Origin of the sequence: Variovorax endophyticus, assembly GCF_025376855.1 — a bacterium.
Classification (GTDB): domain Bacteria; phylum Pseudomonadota; class Gammaproteobacteria; order Burkholderiales; family Burkholderiaceae_C; genus Variovorax.
Map to the genome: position 1 here is coordinate 23233 of NZ_JAHUTH010000003.1, position 14480 is coordinate 37712.

The 14480-nt window shown below is 70.7% G+C and carries 13 protein-coding genes; 11 read left to right on the forward strand and 2 right to left on the reverse strand.

What is annotated here, in order from left to right; translation table 11 throughout:
- Positions 1–68: 68 nt before the first annotated feature.
- From KV106_RS04825 to KV106_RS04875, 11 genes are all read left to right on the forward strand, one after another.
- Complete coding sequence (locus KV106_RS04825) at positions 69–983, forward strand: shikimate dehydrogenase family protein (protein ID WP_261206631.1); 915 nt, start codon at positions 69–71, stop codon at positions 981–983.
- A gap of 26 nt (positions 984–1009) precedes the next feature.
- Positions 1010–1843 (forward strand): shikimate dehydrogenase family protein, encoded by an 834-nt coding sequence (locus KV106_RS04830; protein WP_261206633.1) that lies wholly within the window; start codon positions 1010–1012, stop codon positions 1841–1843.
- A gap of 21 nt (positions 1844–1864) precedes the next feature.
- Positions 1865–3064 (forward strand): 3-carboxy-cis,cis-muconate cycloisomerase, encoded by a 1200-nt coding sequence (pcaB, locus tag KV106_RS04835; protein WP_261206635.1) that lies wholly within the window; start codon positions 1865–1867, stop codon positions 3062–3064.
- Positions 3065–3099: 35 nt separating this feature from the next.
- Complete coding sequence (locus tag KV106_RS04840; RefSeq protein WP_057596430.1) at positions 3100–3525, forward strand: carboxymuconolactone decarboxylase family protein; 426 nt, start codon at positions 3100–3102, stop codon at positions 3523–3525.
- Complete coding sequence (locus KV106_RS04845; protein WP_261206638.1) at positions 3522–4751, forward strand: MFS transporter; 1230 nt, start codon at positions 3522–3524, stop codon at positions 4749–4751. Before KV106_RS04840 ends, KV106_RS04845 begins: the two co-directional genes overlap by 4 nt.
- Positions 4748–5512, forward strand: coding sequence for an alpha/beta fold hydrolase (locus KV106_RS04850; protein ID WP_261206641.1), 765 nt, complete (start codon positions 4748–4750; stop codon positions 5510–5512). Before KV106_RS04845 ends, KV106_RS04850 begins: the two co-directional genes overlap by 4 nt.
- 191 nt (positions 5513–5703) lie before the next feature.
- Positions 5704–7569 carry a bifunctional sugar phosphate isomerase/epimerase/4-hydroxyphenylpyruvate dioxygenase family protein gene (locus tag KV106_RS04855; RefSeq protein WP_261207440.1) on the forward strand — a complete coding sequence of 622 codons (1866 nt, stop codon included), beginning with the start codon at positions 5704–5706 and terminating at the stop codon, positions 7567–7569.
- A 56-nt stretch (positions 7570–7625) separates the two neighbouring features.
- A complete protein-coding gene (locus tag KV106_RS04860; protein WP_261206643.1) occupies positions 7626–9038 on the forward strand; it encodes an MFS transporter in 1413 nt (470 codons plus the stop codon).
- Between the two features lie 61 nt (positions 9039–9099).
- Positions 9100–9795 carry a DsbA family oxidoreductase gene (locus KV106_RS04865; RefSeq protein WP_261206645.1) on the forward strand — a complete coding sequence of 232 codons (696 nt, stop codon included), beginning with the start codon at positions 9100–9102 and terminating at the stop codon, positions 9793–9795.
- Between the two features lie 101 nt (positions 9796–9896).
- Positions 9897–11480, forward strand: a complete 1584-nt coding sequence (locus KV106_RS04870; protein ID WP_261206647.1) for a DUF1800 domain-containing protein — start codon at positions 9897–9899, stop codon at positions 11478–11480.
- Between the two features lie 25 nt (positions 11481–11505).
- Positions 11506–12717, forward strand: a complete 1212-nt coding sequence (locus tag KV106_RS04875) for a DUF1501 domain-containing protein (protein ID WP_261206648.1) — start codon at positions 11506–11508, stop codon at positions 12715–12717.
- 3 nt (positions 12718–12720) lie between these two features.
- On the opposite strand, the gene KV106_RS04880 is transcribed toward KV106_RS04875, so the two are convergent.
- Together KV106_RS04880 and KV106_RS04885 are read right to left on the reverse strand one after the other, a co-directional pair.
- The gene (locus KV106_RS04880; protein ID WP_261206650.1) at positions 12721–13347 is read right to left on the reverse strand and encodes a hypothetical protein; all 627 of its coding nucleotides are present in this window, start codon (positions 13345–13347) and stop codon (positions 12721–12723) included.
- A 15-nt stretch (positions 13348–13362) separates the two neighbouring features.
- Positions 13363–14286, reverse strand: a complete 924-nt coding sequence (locus KV106_RS04885) for a hypothetical protein (protein WP_261206652.1) — start codon at positions 14284–14286, stop codon at positions 13363–13365.
- Between the last annotated feature and the right edge of the window lie 194 nt (positions 14287–14480).

Sequence of the window (14480 nt, forward strand, 5' to 3'; positions counted from 1 at the left end):
GGGACGAAAGGACTATAAAGCCGGGCATCCAGCCTCGAAACGAGCGATTGACGAACGGAAAGACGCCCATGAGCCTCCCCATCAGCGGCAGCACCCAGGCCTACCTGATTCCCGGCGACCCGGTGCGCAATGTGCGGCTGCCGCGCATGTTCAACGCCGCCTTCGAGCGCTTCGGCATCGACGCGGTGCTGCTGCCGATGCAGGTGCCGGTGCGCGACTTCGCGGTGTTCTTCAAGTCGGCCTTTCTCGCGCGCAATGTGCGCGGCATGGTGATCGCGCCGCCGCACAAGCCGCTGGTGGTCGACCTGCTCGAGGGCGCGGGCCTGTTCGGCCGCGTGGCCGGTTCGGTCAACGTGGTGCGCCGCACCGAGGCCGGCCAGCTCGAGGGCGACCTGTTCGACGGCGAAGGCCTGATCGGCGCGCTCGACCGCTTCGCGATTCCGTTTCGCGGCAAGCGCGTGCTGATCCTCGGCGCGGGCGTGAGTGCGGCGGCGATCGGCGTGGCGCTGGCCGAGGGCGGCACGGTCGATGGGGCGGAGTACATCGCCTTCTACGACAGCTCCGCGGGCAAGGCCGCGGGCGTGGCCGCCAAGCTCGATGCCTTCTTCGACGCCCGCGTGGTGGCGGTGGACAGCAACGCGCCCGAGGGCTACGACCTGGTCGTCAATGCCACGCCGCTGGGCCTGACCGACGACGATGCAGCGCCGGTCGACGTGGCGCGCATGGATGGCCACGCGGCGCTGTTCGACATCCTGCTGCGCAACCAGCCCACGCCGCTGGTGCGCGCGGCGCGTGCACGCGGCCTCAACGCGCAGGCCGGCTTCGAGATGCTGATCCAGCAGATGCCGCACTACTTCGACTACTTCGGCCATGCCGATGCGGCCGCGGCGCTGCGCGCCGACTCGGACTTCCTGCGCGAGATCGTCTATCCCGACGCGATGCGCGCCGAGATCGCCACGCCGTTGCGTTACGGCGCGGCCTGAACCTCTTTTTTTATTTGGCTTCGCGCATGATTTCCGGCAAGACCACGCTCATCGCCCACCTGGGCTATCCCACCGAGGCCTTCAAGGCCCCGATGATCTACAACCCCTGGTTCGAGCAGCAGGGCATCGACGCGGTGGTGGTACCGATGGGCGTGAAGCCCGAGGACTACGCGGCCTCCCTCGCGCAGATCTTCCGCTTCAGCAACCTGCGCGGCGCGCTGGTGACGATGCCGCACAAGGTCACGACCATGTCGCTGGTCGACGAGGTCACGCCCACCGCGCGCATCGCGGGCGCCTGCAACGCGATCCTCAAGCGGCCCGACGGCACGCTGCTGGGCGACCAGTTCGACGGCGCGGGCTTCGTGCGCGGCGTGGAGCGCAAGGGCCGGCCTTTCCGGGGCGCGCGCGTGCTGGTGTCGGGCGCGGGCGGCGTGGGCTCGGCCATCGCGGCCTCGATCGCGGCGGCCGGCGCGGCCGAGCTGATGCTGTTCGATGCGCATGCGGCCTCGGCCGAGGCGCTGGCGGGGCGGCTGCGCGAACACTATCCGCAACTGAAGGTGGCCACCGGCTCGAAGGACCCGGCGGGCTTCGACGTGATCGTCAATGCCACGCCGCTGGGCATGAAGGCCGACGATCCGCTGCCCTTCGACATCGAGCGCATCGACGCCGGCACTTTCGTCGGCGAGGTCGTGATGAAGACCGAGTACACGCCGCTGCTCGAGGCGGCGCGCGCCAGGGGCTGCGCGGTGCAGGTCGGCACCGACATGCTGTTCGAGATGATCCCGGCCTACCTCGAGTTCTTCGGCTTCGGCAGCGCGACGGCCGACGAGTTGCGCGCCAGCGCGAAGCTCCAGTACTGACATCCCCACGACAAGAACACCATGAGCATCTTCGAAGGCTTCCTCTCCACTTCCGAAACCCTGGGCGCCTTCAGCGACCGTGCCTTCGTCGATGCGATGCTGCGCTTCGAGGCCGCGCTCGCGCGCGCGCAGGCCGCCGAGGGGCTGATTCCCGAGAGCGCGGCGCACTCGATCGTCGGCAGCTGCAAGGTCGAGCTGTTCGACGTGGCCAAGATCGTGCGCGAGAGCGGCCGCGCGGGCAGCGTGGCGATTCCGCTGGTGAAGGCGCTGCGCGAAGCGGTCGGGCTCTTCAATGCCGAGGCGGCGCCCTTCGTGCACTTCGGCAGCACCAGCCAGGACGTGATCGACAGCGCGATGTCGCTGGTCACGCGCGAGGCGGTGGCGCTGATCGAGACCGACCTCGCCAAGGCGGCCGAGGCGCTGCTGCAGCTCGCGGTGCAGCATGCCGCCACGCCGATGCTCGCGCGCACGCTGATGCAGCCGGCCTCGGTCACCAGCTTCGGCTTCAAGTGCGCGGGCTGGGCCGCGCCGCTGGTACGCAGCCGGTTGCGGCTGCGCAAGGCCGCGCGCCATGCGCTGCAGTTGCAGCTCGGCGGCGCGGTCGGCACGCTGGCGCAGATGGGGCCGCAGGCGGGCGCGGTGCGCGCACGCATGGCGAAGGAGCTGGGCCTGGCCGATCCCGGCGCGACCTGGCACACGCAGCGCGACGAATGGGTGGCACTGGGCTGCGAGCTCGGCCTGCTGACGGGCAGCCTCGGCAAGATCGCGGTCGACGTCTCGCTGCTGGGCCAGTACGAGGTGGCCGAGGTGGCCGAGCCCAGCGAGCCCGGGCGCGGCGGCTCGTCGGCCATGCCGCACAAGCGCAACCCGGTGGCGTCGATGGTGGCGATCGCCGCCGCGCATCGCGCGCCGCAGCGCGTGGCGGCCTTGCTCGGCGCCATGCCGCAACAGCACGAGCGCGCGCTCGGCGCCTGGCAGGCCGAGCTCGGCGAATGGCCGCAGCTGCTGATGTCTGCGCACGGCAGCGTGCGCGCCATGGCGGCGGCGCTGCCGGGCCTGCAGGTGGATGCCGCGCGCATGCGCGCCAACATCGACCGGCTGCGCGCCGAGCTGCCGCGCGACGCGGCCGACGAATGGTTCGATCCCGCGCTGGCCGTGCGCGCCGGCGAGATCGCGCTGGCCGAGGTGAAGGCACTGCGCGCGCAACTGCTGCCCACCTGAGATTCGCAAGAACACACGAACAAGGATTCCCGGACATGACTTCCTCTTCCGACACCCCCGCCGATGGCTACGAATCGGGCCTGCTCAACCGCCGCCGCGTGCTCGGCGACGCCTGGGTCGACCGCTCGCTGGCCAACCGCAACAGCTTCAATGCCGAGTTCCAGGAACTGATCACGCGCCATGCGTGGAACGACATCTGGGGCCGCCCCGCGCTGGGCGACAAGACGCGCCGTTTCATGGTGCTGTCGATGATGCTCGGCATCCACGCCTACGAGGAATTCGCGATGCACGTGCGCGCGGCGCTCGACGGCCCGCCCGAGTCGCGGCTCACGCCCGAGGACATCAAGGAAGTGATCATGATGGCCGCCATCTACTGCGGCGTGCCGGTCGCCAACCACGCCTTCGGCATCGCCACCGGCATCCTGCGCGAGAAGGGCCTGCTGCCTGCGGCGGCGCAGTGAGCGCGCCGCAAGGACCACCAGCAAACCTGAAGGGCCGCTGGCACGCCGGCTTCGCGCTGCTGCTGCCGTTGCTGCTCGCGGCCCAGCCGGTGGCCACCGACAGCTACCTGCCGGCACTGCCCGCGATCGCCAGGGAACTCGGTTCGGCCAGCACCAGCCTCACGCTGTTCGTGCTGGCCTTCGGCTTCGCGCAACTGCTGTGCGGACCGCTGGCCGATCGCTTCGGGCGCCGGCCGGTGCTGCTGGCGGGCCTGGGCTGTTATGCGCTGGCCGCGCTCGGCGGCGCCTTCGCGGGCAGCGTGTTCATGCTGGCCGGCTGGCGCACCTTGCAGGGCTTGTCGATGGCGGCGATCCTGGTCTGCGCGCGCGCCGCAGTGCGCGATCTCTATCCGGCCCACGAGGGCCCGCACGTCATGGCGCGCGGGCTCACGGGGCTGGGCGTGGTCGGGCTGGTGGCGCCGCTGCTCGGCGCCTGGCTGGTGCAGGGCGGGGGCTGGCGCTGGGTGATGGGCGCGATGGCGCTCTATGCGCTGGTGCTGTTCGCGCTGTGCTGGCGCTCCTTCGGCGAGACCCGGCCGAGCTTCGTCGACACGTCCTCGGCACCGCGCGGCAGCACGCGCGTGGTGTTCGCGAGCCGTGCCTTCCGCGCCTGGGCCTCGGTGGCGGCCTCGACCTATGGCGGGCTGTTCTGCTTCCTGCTGCTGTCGCCGATGGTCTACATCGGCTACCTCGGCTGGTCGCCCGCCTGGTACGGCTGGATCCCGGCCGGCGGTTCGCTGGTCTATATCTTCAGCACCACCATGTGCCGCCGGCTGCTGCGCCGCCACGGGCCGGTGCGCACCGTGCAACTGGGCGCCTCGCTGAGCATGGCGGGCGCCGCGATCCAGGTGCTGGGCTGCTGGCTCGCGCCGCTGAGCGCGGTGCCGCTGCTGGCGGGCCATGCGGTCTATTGCCTGGGCCACGGCATCCACCAGCCCTGCGGCCAGGCCGGCGCGGTGGGCGACCTGCCGCAGCTCGCGGGCCGCGCCGTCTCGTGGTCGGGCTTCGGCATGATGATGGTCGCCTTCTGCGTCGGGCAGTTCGCCGCGCTGTTCGTCGATGCCGACTACTCGAACGGCGCCTGGCCGATGGTGATCCCCATGGTCGCCGCCGCCTGCTCGCTGCTGGCCATCGCCTTCTTCTGGCTTCCCCGTCTTCATCCCCTCTCGAAGGAACCCGCACCATGACCCGTCTGAACCTCGTCCGCGAAGGCAATGGCCCGATCGTCGTGCTGAGCCATGCGCTCGGCTGCGACCTCCGCATGTGGGACGGCGTGGCCGCGCAGCTCGCGCGTGCCCACACCGTGCTGCGCTACGACCACCGCAACCACGGCGCCTCCGAGCGCGTGCCGGGCGCTTTGCGCATCGAGACGCTGGCGCAGGACGCGGCCGAGCTGATCCAGCGCGAGGCCGGCGGCGAGCTGGTGCACTTCGTCGGCCTGTCGATGGGCGGCATGACGGCGCAGGCGCTGGCCGTGCGCCATCCCGAGCTGCTGCGCACCGTGACCATCGCGAACTCCTCGGCCCACTATCCCGACCAGGCACCCTGGCGCGCGCGCGCCGAGACCGTGGCCGCGCGCGGCGTGGCCGCGATCGCGCCGGGCGCGGTGTCGCGCTGGCTCACGCCGGCCTTCGCCGCCACGCCAGAGGGCCGGGTGGCCGCCGAGCAGCTGCAGGCGGTGCTGCTGGCCAACGATCCGCAGGCCTACATCGAGAGCTGCAACGCGGTGGCGGCCATCGATTTCCGCGACAGCAACCGCCGCATCGCGGTGCCCACGCTGGTGATCGGCGGCCTGCAGGACGAGGCCACGCCGTTCGCGATGTCGGAAGCCATTGCCGCCGCGATCCCCAACGCGCGGCTCGCCAGCATCGATGCCGCGCACGTGAGCGCGGTCGAGCGGCCGGTCGAATTCGCGCAGCTGCTGATCGATTACTGGCGCAGTCTCTGATTCGGTGAGGGCATCGATGGCCCGCCGGACCTAGGTGTAACCCCTGATTCGTGCGAAATTCGCACGATGGCGTTCGATGATCGATCAAAGGTCGCGCTAAATGGTTGTGGGCACGGGCCGGCGTTCCTAAAGTCGCTCCCGTGAACACGCTCCAGCCCTCCGCCGACCTTTCGCAGCGCGCCGCGCCGCGCATGCACCGCTCGATCGCCACCGTCTCGCTCAGCGGCACCTTGCGCCAGAAGCTCGAGGCGATCGCCGCAGCGGGCTTCGACGGCATCGAGCTGTTCGAGAGCGACTTCGTCAACTTCAAGGGCACGGCCGTCGAGCTGCGCGGCCTCGCGGCCGACCTGGGCCTGGCGATCGACCTCTACCAGCCGTTCCGCGATTTCGAAGGCATGCCCGAGCCGCAGTTCCGCCGCGGCCTGGAGCGCGCCGAGCGCAAGTTCGAGCTGATGGCCGCGCTGGGCGTGCCGCTGATGCTGTGCTGCTCGAACACCTCGCCGCTCGCGCTCGATGATCCCGCGCGCGCCGCCGCGCAGCTGCATGCGCTGGCCGAGCGCGCCGCGGCTCACGGCCTGCGCGTGGGCTTCGAGGCGCTGGCCTGGGGCCGCTTCACGTCGCGCTATGGCCAGGCCTGGGACATCGTGCGGCGTGCCGGCCATCCCGCGCTGGGCCTGATCCTCGACAGCTTCCACACGCTGTCGCTGCGCGACGACCCGGCCGGCATCGCCGACATCCCGGGCGAGAAGATCTTCTTCCTGCAGATGGCCGATGCGCCGCAGCTCTCGATGGACGTGCTGCAGTGGGCGCGCCACCACCGCGTGTTCCCGGGGCAGGGCGACTTCGACGTGGCGGGCTTCTACGTGCAGGTGCTGCGCGCCGGCTATACCGGGCCGCTGTCGCTGGAGATCTTCAACGACCTGTTCCGCGAGACGCCGAACCGCCGCACCGCGGTCGATGCGATGCGCTCGCTGCTGTACCTCGAGAGCCAGGTGCGCGAGTCCGTTCCCTCGGCACGGCCCTTGTTGTTCGATCCGCCGAATGCGCCGGCCTTTCGCGGACTGTCCTTCATCGAGTTCGCGGCCGACGAGTCTTCGGCCGGCGCGCTCGGCACGCTGCTGCAGCAACTGGGCTTTCGCCGCGCGGGCCGCCATCGCTCGAAGGCCGTCACGCTCTACCGCCAGGGCGACATCCACATGGTCGTGAATGCGCAGCCCGAGAGCTTTGCGCGCACGCGCTTCGAGGCGCACGGCACCTCGGTCTGCGCGCTGGGCGTGCGCACCGACGATCCCCAGGCCGCGGTGGCGCGCGCCACCGCGCTGTGCTCGCAGCGGCACGACAGCCCGGTCGGCCCCGGCGAGCAGGCCGTGCCCGCGATCGTGGTGCCCGGCGGCAACCTGCTGCATTTCATTCCGTCGTCGCTCGGCGCCACGGGGCTCTACGAGGCCGACTTCATCCTCGAGCCCGAAGCAGCGCAGGGCGATGGCGCCGGCCTGCGTGCCATCGACCACGTCGCGCTCGGCCTCGCGCTCGACCAGCTCGACACCTGGGTGCTGTTCTCGCGCGCCGTGCTCGGGCTCGAGGTCGGCGAGAGCCTTGAGCTGGCCGATCCCTTCGGCCTGATCAAGAGCCGTGGCGTGGCCGATGCCACGCGCAGCCTGCGGCTCGTGCTCAACGTCTCGCTGAGCCAGCGCACGCGCACCGCGCGCACCGTGCATGCGCAGGGCGGCGGCGCGGTGCACCACGTGGCGCTGCGCAGCGACGACATCTTCGCGTCGGTGGCGCGGCTGCGCGCCAACGGCGTGCGCTTCGTGCCGATCTCGGACAACTACTACGACGACCTCGCCACGCGCATCGAGCTCGATGCCGCGTTGCTCGAACACATGCGCGACGCGGGCGTGCTGTTCGACCGCTCGCCGGCCGGCGACTACCTGCACATCTACACCGAGAGCTTCGAGGACGGCCTGTTCTTCGAGGTGGCGCAGCGCATCGGCGGCTACGACGCCTACGGCGCGCTCAACGCGCCGGCGCGCATGGCCTCGCAGGCCCAGGACTGATTTCCCTTTCGTTCATCCATTCACCCGCTCATCCTCGTCCACACCGGAGACAACCCATGGCGAACACCAAGGCTCACGAGCCACAAGGCAAGCACCAGTCGAAGAAGGCCGCCGCCAGCGGCTGGATCGGCTCGGCGCTCGAGTACTACGACTTCTTCATCTACGCCACCGCCGCGGCGCTGATCTTTCCGCAGATCTTCTTTCCCAAGGGCGACCCGACCACGGCCATCATCGCCTCGCTCGCGACCTACGGCGTGGGCTATGTCGCGCGGCCCATCGGCGCCTTCGTGCTCGGCCACTGGGGCGACACGCACGGGCGCAAGCAGGTGCTGATCCTGTGCATGTTCCTCATGGGCTTCTCGACCGTGGCCGTGGGCCTGCTGCCCACCTACGACCAGATCGGCCTGGCGGCGCCCGCGCTGCTGGTGATCCTGCGGCTGATCCAGGGCTTCGCGGTGGCCGGCGAGATCTCGGGCGCGAGCTCGATGATCCTCGAGCACGCGCCCTTCGGCCGGCGCGGCTTCTTCGCGAGTTTCACGCTGCAGGGCGTGCAGGCCGGCCAGATCATGGCGGCCGCCGTGTTCCTGCCGCTCGCGCACTACATGCCGGAAGAGGCCTTCAACTCGTGGGGCTGGCGCATTCCCTTCCTGCTGAGCTTCGTCGTCATCATCGCGGGCTACATCATCCGCCGCGAGGTCGACGAGACCCCGGCCTTCGCCGAGGCCGACAAGAAGGGCGAGGTGCCGCGCTCGCCGATCGTGCAGGCCTTCACCGACAGCTGGGCCGACATGCTGCGCGTGGTCTGCATGGCGCTGATGAACGTGATCCCGGTGGTCGCCACCATCTTCGGCGCCGCCTACGCGGTGCAGTCGGCCTACGGCATCGGCTTCCAGAAGGACGTCTACCTGTGGATCCCGGTGCTCGGCAACATCCTCGCGGTGCTGGTGATCCCGTTCGTGGGCAACCTGTCGGACCGCATCGGCCGCAAGCCGCCGATCATCGTCGGCGCGCTGGCCTCGGGCCTGCTCTCGTTCGCCTACCTCTATGCCATCAGCGTGCGCAACGTGCCGCTCGCGATCTGCATGTCGCTATTGATGTGGGGCATCGTCTACCAGGGCTACAACGCCACCTTCCCGAGCTTCTATCCCGAGCTGTTCCGCACCCGCAACCGGGTGTCGGCCATGGCCATCTCGCAGAACATCGGCACCACCTTCACGGCCCTGCTGCCCGCGCTGTTCGCCGCGGTCGCGCCGCCCGGCTCCAGCAACATCTGGCTCACCGTGGGCAGCATCACCTTCGCCGTGACCGTGCTGGCCGCGCTGGCCGCGATCAGCGCGCGCGAAACCTACCGCGTGCACATGAACGACCTCGGCGATCCGGATGCCGTGCCGGTCGACAAGGCCGAGTACGACCGCCTGCGGGCCCAGACCCTGGGCGCGAGCCCGGTGACGGCGCGCGCCACGGCCTGACGCCGCAGGGGTGGGGCGGCGGAAGACCTTGCACCTGACAAGGCCGCCGCCGCGCGGAAGAATGGCGGCCATGACCAGCCCATCCTCCTCCCACCTCAAGATCGATTTCGTCTCGGACGTCTCCTGCCCCTGGTGCGCCGTCGGCCTGGGCTCGCTGGAGGCCGCGATCGCCCGCGTGGCGCCCGGGGTGACGGCCGAGCTGCACTTCCAGCCCTTCGAGCTCAACCCGCAGATGCCGCCCGAGGGCCAGGACACCTTCGAGCACCTGAACCAGAAATACGGTTCCACGCGCGAACAGCAGGCCCAGATGCGCGAGGCGATCCGCCAGCGCGGCGAGGCCGTCGGCTTCGTGTTCAACCCCGAGGGCCGGCCGCGCATCTACAACACCTTCGACGCGCACCGGCTGCTGCACTGGGCCGAACTCGAGGACGCGGCCAAGCAGGTCGCGTTGAAGAAGTCGCTGCTCAAGGCCTACTTCACCGATGCCGAGAATCCCTCCGACCCCGAGGTGCTGGTGCGCCTCGCGGCAGCGGCGGGTCTCGATGCGGCGCGGGCACGCGAAATCCTGGCCAGCGACGAATACGCGGCCGAGACCCGCGCGCGCGAACGCATGTACACCGACGCCGGCATCCACTCGGTGCCCGCGATCATCATCAACGACCAGCACCTGATCTCGGGCGGCCAGCCGGTGGAGGTGTTCGAGCGCGCGCTGCGGCAGATCGCGGGCGCGCAGCCCAGCGCGGTGGCGTCGGCCTGAGCCAGGGGGGCGTTTCGCCTTGAAACGAAGCTGACCGGCAGCTTTACACGGCGCTGGCATCCTGGGTCAACCGCGCACCGACGGCGCGGGTTGAACCCACCATGCACATCTCTTCGATCCGGTCGCGCCTCGCACGGGGCGCATGGATGGCAGCCGCCGCGCTGTGGCTCGCGGGCTGCGCGCTCGGCACGCGGCCCGACGCGACGCCGCTCGCTTTGCGCGGCGCACCGCCCGATGCACTGACCCAGCTGCGCTGGCTCGACCGCGTGAGCTGGGGCGCGAACGCGAGCGGCCAGGCCGAAGTCGAGAAGCAGGGCCTCGTGGTGTGGATGGGCCGGCAACTGAAGCCCGCGCCGCAGCCGCTGCCGGCAGAAGCCCAGGCGCAGATCGACACGATGGAGATCGCGCGCACGCCCGTGGACACGCTCGCGATCGCGCTCGATGCCGAGCGCAAGTCCGCCGATGCGCTGGCCGACGAGGACCAGAAGAAGGCCGCGCGCCAGGCCTACCAGCAGCACCTGAGCCGGCTCGCGCGCGAGGCGCAGCAGCGCTTCGTGTTGCGCGCGCTCTATTCGCCGAACCAGTTGCAGGAGCAGATGACCTGGTTCTGGATGAACCACTTCAACGTCAGCCAGCGCAAGGGCGGCGACATGCGCGCGCTGATCGGCGACTACGAGGAGAACGCGATACGCCCGCATGCGCTGGGGCGTTTCCGCGACCTGCTCGGCGCCACGCTGCACCATCCCGCGATGCTGCGCTATCTCGACAACGCGCAGAACGCCGCCAACCGCATCAACGAGAACTACGCGCGCGAGCTGATGGAACTGCACACGCTGGGCGTGGGCAGCGGCTATTCGCAGGCCGACGTGCAGGAGCTCGCGCGCGTGCTCACCGGCGTGGGCGTGAGCCTGCAGCCGGCCGATGCGCCGCCGCCGAAGCTCAAGGCCGCGATCGCCGCCGACTACCGGCGCCAGGGGCTGTTCGAGTTCAATCCCAACCGCCACGACTACGGCCCCAAGACGCTGCTGGGCGAGCCGATCCGCGGCCGCGGCCTGGCCGAGGTCGACGAGGCGCTCGACCGCCTCGCGCGCGCGCCGGCCACCGCGCGCTTCGTCTCGCGCAAGCTCGCCGTCTATTTCGTGGCCGACGATCCATCGAACGCGCTGGTCGAGCGCATGGCCGCGAGCTTCACGCGCAGCGACGGCGATATCGCCGCCACCCTGCGCACGCTGTTCGAGTCGCCCGAGTTCACGGCCTCGCTGGGCCGCAAGTTCCGCGATCCGGTGCACTACGCGATCGCGGGCGTGCGGCTGGCATACGACGGCCGCGTGGCGGCGAACGTCGGCCCGTTGCTCAACTGGATCGACCGCATGGGCCAGCCGCTCTACGGCCATGAGACGCCCGACGGCTATCCGCTGCACGAGGCGGCCTGGGCCAGCGCGGGGCAGATGAACACGCGCTTCGAGATCGCGCGCATCCTCGGTGCGAACGGTGCCGTGCTGTTCCGCACCGATGCCAAGGCGCCGCTCGAGAGCCCGGCCTTCCCGCCGCTGGCCGAGTCGCCCGCGGTGCGCGAGATGCAGACCGGCTTCGGTGCCGGCACGCGCGAGGTGCTCGCGCAGGCGAAGAACCCGTCCGAATGGAACACGCTGCTGCTGGCCGCGCCCGAGCTGATGCGCCGCTAGCGCCCCCTTGAAGAAGGACAAGCCGATGCAACGCCGAGAACTGCTCCGTTTCGCCGCCGCCGCGCCGCTGGCCGGCGCCGCCGCCCGCCTGATCGCCGCGCCGGCCGCCGAGGGCGCCAAGCTGCTGGTCGTGTTCCTGCGCGGTGCCTACGACAGCACCAGCCTGCTGGTGCCCACCTCGAGCGATTTCTACTACGCCTCGCGGCCCGGCATCGCGATCGGGCGACCGGGCACCAGCGGCGGCGCGCTGCCGCTCGATGCCGACTGGGGCCTGCATCCCGCGCTCGCGCAGAGCGTGATGCCCCTGTTCCAGCAGAAGCAGGCTGCGTTCATCGCCTTCGCCGGCACCGACGACCTCACGCGCAGCCACTTCGAGACGCAGGACGGCATCGAGCTGGGCCAGGCGCTCGATCGCCGGCGCGACTACCGCTCGGGCTTCCTCAACCGCCTCGCTGGCGTGCTCGGCGCGGGGCCGCTCGCCGACGTCTCGCCGATGGCCTTCACCGACCAGTTGCCGATCTCGCTGCGTGGCGATGCGAGGGCCGCCAACATGGCGCTCGCGGGCAATGCGCGGCCCACCCTCGATGCGCGCCAGAGCCAGCTCATCGCCTCGATGTACCGCGACACCCCGCTCGCGCAGACCGTGGCCGAGGGCTTCCAGGTGCGCGACGAGGTGCGGCGCGCGATGCAGGCCGAAATGGATGCAGCCAGCCGCAACGCCATGACCTCCAAGGGCTTCGAACTCGTCGCCCGCCGCATGGCCGCGCTGATGCGCGAGCGCTACGACCTCGGCTTCGTCGACGTCGGCGGCTGGGACACCCACGTGGGGCAGGGCGCGGCCACCGGCTACCTCGCGAACCGCTTCGAGGAACTGGGCCGCGGCCTTGCGGCCTTCGCGCAGGAGATGGAGCCCGAGAACTGGCGCCAGACCGTGGTGGTGGTCATCAGCGAGTTCGGCCGCACCTTCCGCGAGAACGGCAACAAGGGCACCGACCATGGCCATGGCACGGTCTACTGGGTGCTCGGCGGCGGCCTCTCGGCGCAGGCCGGCGGCCGCGTGGTCGGCGAGCAGCAGGCGCTGACGGCCGCCACGCTGTTCCAGAACCGCGACTATCCGGTGCTCAACGAATACCGCGCGGTGCTCGGCGGTCTGTTCCAGCGCATGTACGGGCTCTCGCCCGCGCAGGTCGCGAAGGTGTTCGACGGCGTAACGCCGAAGGACCTGAAGCTGGTGTGAGGCTCACCAGAACTTCCACCAGGGCCTGCGCACCGGCGCGGGCGCGGCCGAGGTTGCGGGCCGCTTCGCGCGCGCGGGCACGCCGCCCATTGCATTCGCACTGAAGCGCACGCTCGGCGAAGCCTTCGCGGCGGCGGCGGCGCGCGCGCGGCCGTAGTTCATCGTCGGCGGCGCGAAGTTCGACGGCATGCCGTCGTCGTGCACGGCCAGGGTGCCGCCCGCGCGTTCCACCAGCAGCTGGTAGTAGTGCCAGACGTTGTCCTCGGGGCCGTTGACGATGCGGTTGTAGGCGCGGCGCCAGGGCCAGAACAGCTGCTCGCGCTGGGCGCTGCGCATGCCGGGGTAGCTGTCGTCGCCGAGCGCGACCACGCCCCATTCGGCGCCATGGTTGCGGCGGAACACCTCGCCCACGTAGCTGCCCAGGCCCTTGGCGTAGTCGAAGACCTGTGCGTCGCTGGGCTTGTCGTTGCGCGCGCGCAGGTGCAGTTGCTGCAGCAGCGCCTCGACCTTGCGGATGCTGGCGTCGGTGAAGTCGAGCGCCACGTCGAAGTTGCGGCGCGCGCGCTCGATCATCTCGGCCGCGGCCTCGGTGGCCTCGGCTTCGATGCGGCGGTCGGGGATGAAGCCCATCGCTCGGCGCCCGTCTCAGAACGAGGGCACGGGATTGCGGCCCTGCACCAGCGCATAGGCGCCGTTGCGCAGGCTGTAGATTAGCTGCTCGTCGACGGTCTGCACGCGCAGGTCGTTCGCATCGCGCGTGCGCGCGCCCTTGAAGACGATCTGCAGCTCGCCCGGATCGTCCTGCGTGCCGAGCGCGAACTCGGGCTTGCCGTCGATGCGGTAGCAGGGGCCGCGCGGCGCTTCCTCGGGGCGCGTGGCCTGCAGCACCGACTCGCAGGCGCCGTCGGCACCGCCGTTGTCGGCGCCCAGCGGCACGCCCTCGATCAGTTGGCGCACCTCGGCCGCGCCGATCTCGTAGACCGAGAGCCAGCTGCCGCAGTAGCCCTGCCAGCAGCTGCCGCTCGTGACGGTCAGCACGAAGCGCTGCGGCGCGATGCGCTCCACGCGCGTGAGGCCGATGTTGCCCGAGAAGCCGAGGTAGTCGACGCCGTCGTTGCGGCCCGCGAGCTTCCAGCCCGCGTCGCCGTGCTCGAAGAAATAGGCACCGAGCCATGCGCCGGCCACATGGGCATCCATCGGCTGGCCGCGGTCGTCCACCGGCACGGTCTCGGTGAGCAGCACGGCATGCGTGTCGTCGAGCCGGACCACCTCGCGCGGCGAGACCTGCGCACGGGTCGGAGAGAAGCCCTCGGTCATCGGCTTGCCGTCGTTGCCGATCTCGGGCAGCTGCACGTCATCGGTGCGGCTCGCGGTCTCGCCGGCGGGCGGCGGCTCGAACAGCAGCGCCATCAGCGCATCGCGCTGCAGCGTGGCCGAGAATTCGGGCCGGGGCGCGGCGGGCGGCGCCGGGTCCGCGGCGGCGGGCGTGGCCTCCGCGGCGGCCGTGTCCTGTGCCGAAGTCGCACTTTCGGATTCGTTCTTCGTGCAACCCGCGAGCAGCATGAACATCACGGTACTAACGGCGAGCCCCGCGAGCGATGCAAGGGGCCGGCGGTGCGGAACAGGGCGGTTCGACGGGGTCGTTGTGCGCATGCGGGCATTGTTGCTCAAGCCGCGCCGATGACCCCGCGCGGGCGGCGCGACCGCGCTTCCCTTCAGAATCGGGCGTGCGGCGCGCGCATCGGCACGCCGCCCCTTCCGAA

Bases quoted from the DNA above. Each gene is read 5' to 3' on its own strand.
- KV106_RS04825 (WP_261206631.1), top strand. From the start codon at position 69: ATGAGCCTCCCCATCAGCGGCAGCACCCAGGCCTACCTGATTCCCGGC.
- KV106_RS04830 (WP_261206633.1), top strand. From the start codon at position 1,010: ATGATTTCCGGCAAGACCACGCTCATCGCCCACCTGGGCTATCCCACC.
- pcaB (WP_261206635.1), top strand. From the start codon at position 1,865: ATGAGCATCTTCGAAGGCTTCCTCTCCACTTCCGAAACCCTGGGCGCC.
- KV106_RS04840 (WP_057596430.1), top strand. From the start codon at position 3,100: ATGACTTCCTCTTCCGACACCCCCGCCGATGGCTACGAATCGGGCCTG.
- KV106_RS04850 (WP_261206641.1), top strand. From the start codon at position 4,748: ATGACCCGTCTGAACCTCGTCCGCGAAGGCAATGGCCCGATCGTCGTG.
- KV106_RS04855 (WP_261207440.1), top strand. From the start codon at position 5,704: ATGCACCGCTCGATCGCCACCGTCTCGCTCAGCGGCACCTTGCGCCAG.
- KV106_RS04860 (WP_261206643.1), top strand. From the start codon at position 7,626: ATGGCGAACACCAAGGCTCACGAGCCACAAGGCAAGCACCAGTCGAAG.
- KV106_RS04865 (WP_261206645.1), top strand. From the start codon at position 9,100: ATGGCGGCCATGACCAGCCCATCCTCCTCCCACCTCAAGATCGATTTC.
- KV106_RS04870 (WP_261206647.1), top strand. From the start codon at position 9,897: ATGCACATCTCTTCGATCCGGTCGCGCCTCGCACGGGGCGCATGGATG.
- KV106_RS04875 (WP_261206648.1), top strand. From the start codon at position 11,506: ATGCAACGCCGAGAACTGCTCCGTTTCGCCGCCGCCGCGCCGCTGGCC.
- KV106_RS04880 (WP_261206650.1), bottom strand. From the start codon at position 13,347: ATGGGCTTCATCCCCGACCGCCGCATCGAAGCCGAGGCCACCGAGGCC.
- KV106_RS04885 (WP_261206652.1), bottom strand. From the start codon at position 14,286: ATGTTCATGCTGCTCGCGGGTTGCACGAAGAACGAATCCGAAAGTGCG.